Below are 6996 nucleotides of genomic sequence, written 5' to 3'. Positions count from 1 at the left end.
ATGTATCTCTAAGCAAAGATACTATTCCGCATGAGGTAATTGGTCATTATGGGGCAGGGAAGATTTTGTTAAAGCCGGCTTCGAGAGGAACGGGAGTCATTGCAGGAGGACCTGCTAGAGCAGTCTTGGAGGTTGTAGGAGTAAAAGATATATTAACGAAATCTCTCGGCAGCAATAACCCACATAATCTCATAAGGGCCACTATGACTGGACTGAAGATGTTAAGAAGCCCCGAGGAGGTTGCAAAAATAAGGGGAAAGAAAGTAGAAGAATTTCTATCTTAAAAGGTTAGATAATGGCTAAGGAATTAGAGATCACATTGAAAAAGAGCCCTATTGGGAGACCTAAGAAACAAAGGTTAGTTCTTAAGGGGTTAGGTTTAATAAAAGTAAACAGAAAGGTTAAGCGTGCTGATACAAATGAAATAAGAGGAATGATAAATAAAGTAAGTCATTTAGTTGAGGTAAGAGAGCTTTAAAGCTATTCCAATGAGGTTAATTTATGAAACTTTCTGAACTTAAGCCTTCCAGAGGATCGAGAAAAAGAAGAAAAATTGTGGGGAGAGGACCGGGTTCTGGACATGGAAAAACAAGCTGTAGAGGTCATAAAGGGCAAAAGTCCCGTTCAGGTGGAAATCTCCCTATATGGTTTGAAGGAGGGCAAATGCCCCTCCAGAGAAGATTACCTAAAAGAGGTTTTAGGAATATTTTTAAGAAAGAATATTCAATAATAAATTTAAATCACTTAAAATCTTTTGGTGAAGGGCTGACTATAACTCCAGAATTGTTATTAGAGAAGAAAATTATAAAGAAGGTCAAAGATGGTATTAAGATATTAGGGAATGGGGATATAGACAAACCAGTAATGATCAAAGCTGTAAAATTCAGTAAATCTGCCAAAGAAAAAATTGAAGCAGCTGGTGGAAAAATATTGATGGATAAAAATGAAAGATAGTTTTCAAAACATATTTAAGATTCCTGAGTTAAGGAAACGTATTTTCATCACACTTGCTCTTTTAGCTGTATATAGAGTGGGTACGCATGTGCCTACTCCTGGCATAGATGGTATTGCCCTAAAAGAATTTTTTGAAAGAGCACAGGGTACAATGCTGGGCTTTTTTGATATGTTTGCTGGTGGAGCTTTAAGCAGATTGTCAGTTTTTGCCTTGGGGATTATGCCTTATATTAGTGCTGCGATCATTTTGGAGCTTCTAACAGTTGTTGTCCCCTATTTAGATAAATTAAAAAAAGAAGGGGAACAGGGGCACAAAAAAATAACTCAGTATACACGATATGGGACAGTGCTACTCTGTGCTATCCAGTCTTTTGGAATAAGCGTTGGATTGGAGAGGATGACGAGCCCTGCTGGAGCCCTCATTGTTCCTTCACCGGGTTGGGATTTTCGTTTGATGACGATGATAACTTTAACAGCCGGTACAACCTTTATCATGTGGCTTGGAGAGCAAATTACTGAAAGAGGCATTGGAAATGGCATATCTCTAATCATTTTCGCAGGCATTGTGGCAAATATGCCTGCTGCGATTGCAAATACTTTGAGATTAGTAAGGACAGGGGATATGCAACCTTTATTGGTTTTGGTCCTGATTGCAATGATGGTGGTGGTAGTGGGAGTTATTGTTTTCATGGAATCAGGTCATAGAAAGATACCTATCCAATATGCGAAAAGGATTGTAGGGAGAAGGATGTATGGTGGCCAGAGCACCTATTTACCTTTAAAGGTAAATACTTCAGGGGTTATTCCTCCTATATTTGCATCTTCTATTATTATGTTTCCAGCTACTGTAGCAAGCTTTGCGGGGATTGCCTGGATGCAGACCATCTCTAATAGTCTAAGGCCTGGATACCTCATTTATACTGTAATCAGTGCAGGTCTTATATTCTTTTTCTGTTATTTTTATACTGCTATAATCTTTAATCCTGATGATACTGCTGATAATATGAAGAAATATGGTGGTTTTGTCCCTGGTATAAGACCTGGGAGGAAGACAGCAGAATTTATAGACAAGACCCTTACCCGACTTACTTTTGCAGGAGCGATTTATTTATGTTTTATAGTAATTCTTCCTGACTATATGGTTAGATATCTTAATGTTCCCTTCTATTTTGGAGGAACAGGCCTTTTGATTGTAGTGGGAGTTGCCATGGATACAATGAGCCAGATTGAGTCGCACCTTGTTATGAGACATTATGAAGGATTTATGAAAAAAGGGAGGATTAAGAGCAGAAGAGGGTAACAAAGGAAAGAACTTTATATGCCAAGGAAAGGCATGGTGTGTATGAGACTGATCCTCTTTGGGCCCCCAGGGGCAGGAAAAGGGACACAGGCAAAAAAACTGTCTGAAAGATTTAAAATACCATGGGTTTCTATGGGTGATGTTTTAAGGAATCAGTCAGAGAAAAAAACTTCTTTGGGAGAAGAAGTTAAAAAATATATGAAAAAAGGAGCCCTTGTTCCTGATCATTTGCTATTCAATATAGTAGAGGATTTACTTAGTGATGAAGATTTTAGAAAGGGATTTATATTGGATGGATTTCCAAGGACAATAGCTCAGGCAGAGGCTTTGGAAAAGTTTTTTAAGAAGGCAGGTATAGATTTGGATAAGGTTGTATATATCGATTTGGATTTTGAAGAGATAGTAAAGAGACTTACTCTAAGAAGAGTATGTAAAGATTGTGGATCAGGGTTTAATTTGTATTTTCATCCTCCTTTAAAGAAAGGGGTTTGTGATAGATGTGGAGGGGAATTAATTGAAAGGTTAGATGATAAAAGAGAAGTGATAGAGGAAAGATTAAAGGTTTATTATAATAATACAACTCCCTTAGTAGAATATTATGAGAAAAAGGGAAAGCTTCTGCATATTTCTGGTAAAGGAGGTATAGAAGAGATTTTTGACAATATATCTAATTCTTTGTCAGGAATGCAATAGATGATTATCTATAAGTCGTCTGGGGAGATAGAAAAGATGAGGCGAAGCAGTAAGATAGTTGCTGAAACTCTCCAGTATCTTATAAGAGAAATTAAAGCAGGGGTAAAAACCATAGAACTTGACAAAATGGCAGAAGATTATGTTCAGGGAAAAGGAGCAGAGCCTGCTTTTAAAGGTTACAGAGGATTTCCTAACACAATTTGTACCTCAATTAATGAAGAGGTTGTCCATGGAATTCCTTCAAAGAGAGAGCTTAAAGAAGGAGATATCATCAGTATAGATTTGGGTGTTTTTTATGACGGATATTATGGTGACGCAGCTGTAACAATAGGAGTTGAAAAGATATCTCAACAAGCAAAAAAGCTCCTCGAAATAACTGAGAAGGCGCTATATCTTGGAATTGAAAAGGCAAAAGAGGGAAATTATCTATCAGATATTTCCCATACAATCCAGACAGTTGCTGAGAATAACTCTTTTTCAGTAGTAAAAGCGTTTGTTGGTCATGGTATTGGAGCCAAATTACACGAGGCACCACAGATTCCTAATTTTGGTCCTCCAGGTCATGGCCCTAAATTAAAAGAAGGAATGGTTTTGGCTATAGAACCAATGGTTAATATGGGTGGGAGTTCTGTAGATGTATTAGAGGACAATTGGACAGTTGTTACATCCGATAGAAAACTATCTGCACATTTTGAGCATACAATAGCAATAACGAAGAATGGCTCTGAGATTTTAACTCGGGTTTAAAAGGGGTTATTATGGTTAAAGAAGAGGCTATAGAGGTTGAAGGAACTGTCACAGAACCTCTTCCAAATGCTATGTTTAGAGTTGAGTTAGAAAATGGTCATAAGGTGTTAGCCCATATTTCTGGAAAAATGAGAATGCATTATATCAAGATATTAGCTGGTGATAGAGTAAAGGTAGAGTTATCCCCTTATGATTTGAGTCGAGGGAGAATCATATATAGATATAAATAACTAAATTTGTTTAGTTTCATAAAGGAGTAGATTGATGAAGGTAAGGTCTTCAGTAAAAGCCATTTGCAAACAGTGTAAAATAGTCCGGAGAAAGGGAGTCGTGAGGGTTATCTGTAGTAATCCTAAGCACAAGCAAAGACAGGGATAAATTAAATAATAAATAGGAGGAAGAAATTTGCCAAGGATTGCAGGAGTAGATATACCAAAAGATAAAAGAATTGAAATAGCCTTAACCTATATATATGGAATAGGAAGAACTTCTTCAAATAAGATACTAAAAGAGGCAAATATTAATCCTGATACCAAAGCAAAAGATTTAGCTGATGCCGATGTGAGCAAGTTAAGAGACATAATTCAGATGAAATATAAGTTTGAGGGGGATCTGAGAAAAGATATCTCTATGGATATTAAGAGATTAATGGATATTGGATCATATCGAGGCTTAAGGCACAGAAGGGGATTGCCAGTGAGAGGGCAGAGAACTAAAACGAATTCGAGAACCAGGAAGGGTCCTAGAAGAACTGTAGGTTCAAAAAGAAAGTCTTAAGGGGGAATTATGGCGGAACCAAAAAAGAAGTCAACTTCTAAGAGAAAGAAAAAGGAAAAGAAATCTATAGGAAATGGAATAGCTTACATTCAAGCAACCTTTAATAATACGATTATAACGATTACCGATACATTAGGGAATGTTATTGCCTGGTCAAGTGCAGGGAATCAAGGTTTTAAAGGATCGAGAAAAAGCACCCCTTTTGCTGCTCAAGTAGCTGCTGAAGGAGCTGCAAAAAAGGCTATGGATCAAGGAGTTAAGAGAATAGAGGTTTATATAAAAGGACCAGGAGCTGGCAGAGAAGCCGCTATCCGTTCCTTGCAAGCAGTTGGTTTAGAGATAGATTTGATTAAAGATGTTACGCCTATTCCTCATAATGGCTGCAGACCGCCGAAAAGGAGAAGGGTATAACTATATTATAAAAAGAAAAAATTATTATTTTTGGGGGTATAAAATTGGCAAGATATAGAGATTCTGTTTGTAGATTATGCAGAAGAGAAGGAATGAAGTTGTTTTTAAAAGGAGAGAAATGCTTAGGTGAAAAATGTGCAATTGAAAAGAAACATTATGCACCAGGACAGCATGGACAAAGAAGGGGGAAATTATCTGACTATGCCCTTCAGCTTAGAGAGAAACAAAAAGCAAAGCGTTATTATGGGGTTTTAGAAAAACAATTTAGAAATTATTTTAAAAAGGCAGATAAGAAAAAAGGGATTACGGGTGAAATTCTTTTAAGAATGTTAGAGTGTAGGTTAGATAATTTAACTTATCTTATGGGATTTGCAAATTCCAGAAGTCAGGCTCGACAGCTGGTTAGACACAATCATTTTACAATTAATGGCAATAAAGTAAATATTCCTTCATACCAGGTGAAAATAGGGGATGTTATTGAGGTAGGGGAAAAGAGCCGCAATATTGAACCGATCAAAAATGCTTTAGAAAGAGCTGAACAAAGAGGGCTTCCCCAATGGATAGAAGTAGATAAGAAACAAATGAAAGGAACAATTGTAGGCCTTCCTACCAGAGAAGACACAACGATACCTATTCAAGAGCAGTTGATAGTAGAATTATATTCTAAGTAAATTCAATAAAATACTAGGAGGCATTATGAAGAACTTCTGGGAGGATTTTCAACGGCCCAAGAGGTTAGAATTTGAAAAAGACGCTTTAACAGAAACATACGGAAAATTTACAGCAGAGCCTTTTGAAAGAGGATTTGGTATTACTATAGGTCATGCCATTAGACGGGCTTTATTATCATCTATACGCGGTTCCGCTATTACAGCGGTAAAAATTGATGGTGTTTTTCATGAATTTTCAACAATACCAGGAGTACTCGAGGACGTCTCGGAGATAATCCTTAACGTAAAGCAGATCATCACAAAATTGAATGTCGATCATCCCAAAACAATAAGTCTCCATGCAAAGAAAAAAGGAGAGGTTAAAGCAGGGGATATTGAACACGATGCAGATGTGGAAATATTGAACCCTGATTTGCATATCGCGACTTTAAATGAAGAGGGTAACTTGAATATGGATATGATTGTAAAATGGGGCAGGGGATACTCGCCTGCAGAAAGGAATGTTGAAGAGAATCAAGATATCCAGTTGATCCCCATTGATGCTATATTCTCTCCTATAAAAAAGGTAAATTTTGCCGTTGAAAATACAAGAGTTGGTCATTCTACAGATTACGATAAATTAATTCTTGAAGTTACTACAAAGGGATCAGTAAAACCAGAGGATGCAATAGCTCATGCTGCTAAAATGTTAAAAGATCATGCTCAAATATTTATTAATTTCGAAGAAGAACCAGAACCAGAAGTTCCTGAGGTAGATGAAGAAAAACTCAGGATGGTTGCAAATTTAAAGAGAAGCGTTGAAGAACTAGAGCTTTCGGTTCGGTCGGCTAACTGTCTCAAGAATGCTGATATAAAAACCATTTCTGATTTGGTTCAAAAAACCGAGATGGAAATGTTAAAAACACGAAATTTTGGCAGAAAGTCTCTAAATGAGATTAAAGAGATCTTATCAGGAATGGGGCTTTCTCTGGGGATGAAGTTAGAAGGTATTGACCTAGCACAAGAAGAGAAAAAAGAAAAAAAGAAATAGTATTAATCCAAAAAGGATGTAAGAAATGCGCCATTTAAAATCGGGGAGAAAACTGAATAGAACTTCAACCCATAGAAAGGCTTTAATGAGGAATTTAGTAACCGCCGTCTTGATTCATGAAAGAATCGCAACAACAGTTGCCAAGGCAAAAGAATCGCGGAGATATATTGATAAGATGATAACTTTGGGCAAAGAAGGGAAGCTAAATTCGCGACGTAAGGCATTAGATTTTGTAAAAAGCAAGCAGGCAGTTGCTAAGCTTTTTTCAACCCTAAAAGAGAGATATGCCAATAGAAATGGGGGTTATACCAGGATTTTTAAAATAGGGCCACGGGTAGGTGATAATGCAGAAATGGCGATAATAGAGTTGGTTGATACTGATGTAAAAGTAGAGCCAAAAAAGAAGAAAGAAG

13 protein-coding genes are annotated in these 6996 nt (G+C 37.0%); all 13 read left to right on the top strand.

The window, feature by feature from the left end; all coding sequences use genetic code 11:
* On the top strand, window positions 1-284 hold a 284-nt coding region (rpsE, locus tag VMW81_05540), incomplete at its 5' end, for a 30S ribosomal protein S5 (protein ID HUU50399.1).
* Between the two features lie 11 nt (window positions 285-295).
* Complete coding sequence (gene rpmD, locus VMW81_05535) at window positions 296-478, top strand: 50S ribosomal protein L30 (protein HUU50398.1); 183 nt, start codon at window positions 296-298, stop codon at window positions 476-478.
* Between the two features lie 23 nt (window positions 479-501).
* Window positions 502-954 carry a 50S ribosomal protein L15 gene (gene rplO / locus VMW81_05530; protein HUU50397.1) on the top strand — a complete coding sequence of 151 codons (453 nt, stop codon included), beginning with the start codon at window positions 502-504 and terminating at the stop codon, window positions 952-954.
* Window positions 944-2254 (top strand): preprotein translocase subunit SecY, encoded by a 1311-nt coding sequence (gene secY / locus VMW81_05525; protein HUU50396.1) that lies wholly within the window; start codon window positions 944-946, stop codon window positions 2252-2254. The genes rplO and secY overlap by 11 nt, the downstream gene beginning before the upstream one ends.
* A gap of 18 nt (window positions 2255-2272) precedes the next feature.
* Window positions 2273-2947, top strand: coding sequence for an adenylate kinase (locus tag VMW81_05520; GenBank protein ID HUU50395.1), 675 nt, complete (start codon window positions 2273-2275; stop codon window positions 2945-2947).
* Entirely contained in the window at window positions 2948-3694 is a 747-nt protein-coding gene (gene map / locus VMW81_05515; protein ID HUU50394.1) for a type I methionyl aminopeptidase, read from the top strand.
* 11 nt (window positions 3695-3705) lie between these two features.
* Complete coding sequence (gene infA, locus VMW81_05510; protein HUU50393.1) at window positions 3706-3924, top strand: translation initiation factor IF-1; 219 nt, start codon at window positions 3706-3708, stop codon at window positions 3922-3924.
* A 34-nt stretch (window positions 3925-3958) separates the two neighbouring features.
* Complete coding sequence (gene rpmJ / locus VMW81_05505) at window positions 3959-4072, top strand: 50S ribosomal protein L36 (GenBank protein ID HUU50392.1); 114 nt, start codon at window positions 3959-3961, stop codon at window positions 4070-4072.
* 27 nt (window positions 4073-4099) lie between these two features.
* A complete protein-coding gene (rpsM, locus tag VMW81_05500) occupies window positions 4100-4471 on the top strand; it encodes a 30S ribosomal protein S13 (protein HUU50391.1) in 372 nt (123 codons plus the stop codon).
* 9 nt (window positions 4472-4480) lie between these two features.
* Window positions 4481-4882: a 30S ribosomal protein S11 gene (rpsK, locus tag VMW81_05495; GenBank protein HUU50390.1), complete on the top strand. Its 402-nt coding sequence runs from the start codon at window positions 4481-4483 to the stop codon at window positions 4880-4882.
* A gap of 44 nt (window positions 4883-4926) precedes the next feature.
* Entirely contained in the window at window positions 4927-5553 is a 627-nt protein-coding gene (gene rpsD / locus VMW81_05490) for a 30S ribosomal protein S4 (GenBank protein HUU50389.1), read from the top strand.
* A gap of 25 nt (window positions 5554-5578) precedes the next feature.
* On the top strand, window positions 5579-6583 hold the full coding sequence (locus VMW81_05485) for a DNA-directed RNA polymerase subunit alpha (protein ID HUU50388.1): 1005 nt from the start codon (window positions 5579-5581) through the stop codon (window positions 6581-6583).
* A gap of 25 nt (window positions 6584-6608) precedes the next feature.
* Window positions 6609-6996: 50S ribosomal protein L17 (rplQ, locus tag VMW81_05480; protein HUU50387.1), on the top strand; the 388-nt coding region annotated here is incomplete at its 3' end.

This window comes from Nitrospinota bacterium, assembly GCA_035528715.1.
Lineage (GTDB): Bacteria > JADFOP01 > JADFOP01 > DATKYB01 > DATKYB01 > DATKYB01.
The sequence above is the reverse complement of the archived record's forward strand: the minus strand, read 5'-3'. Positions and strand labels throughout refer to the sequence as shown.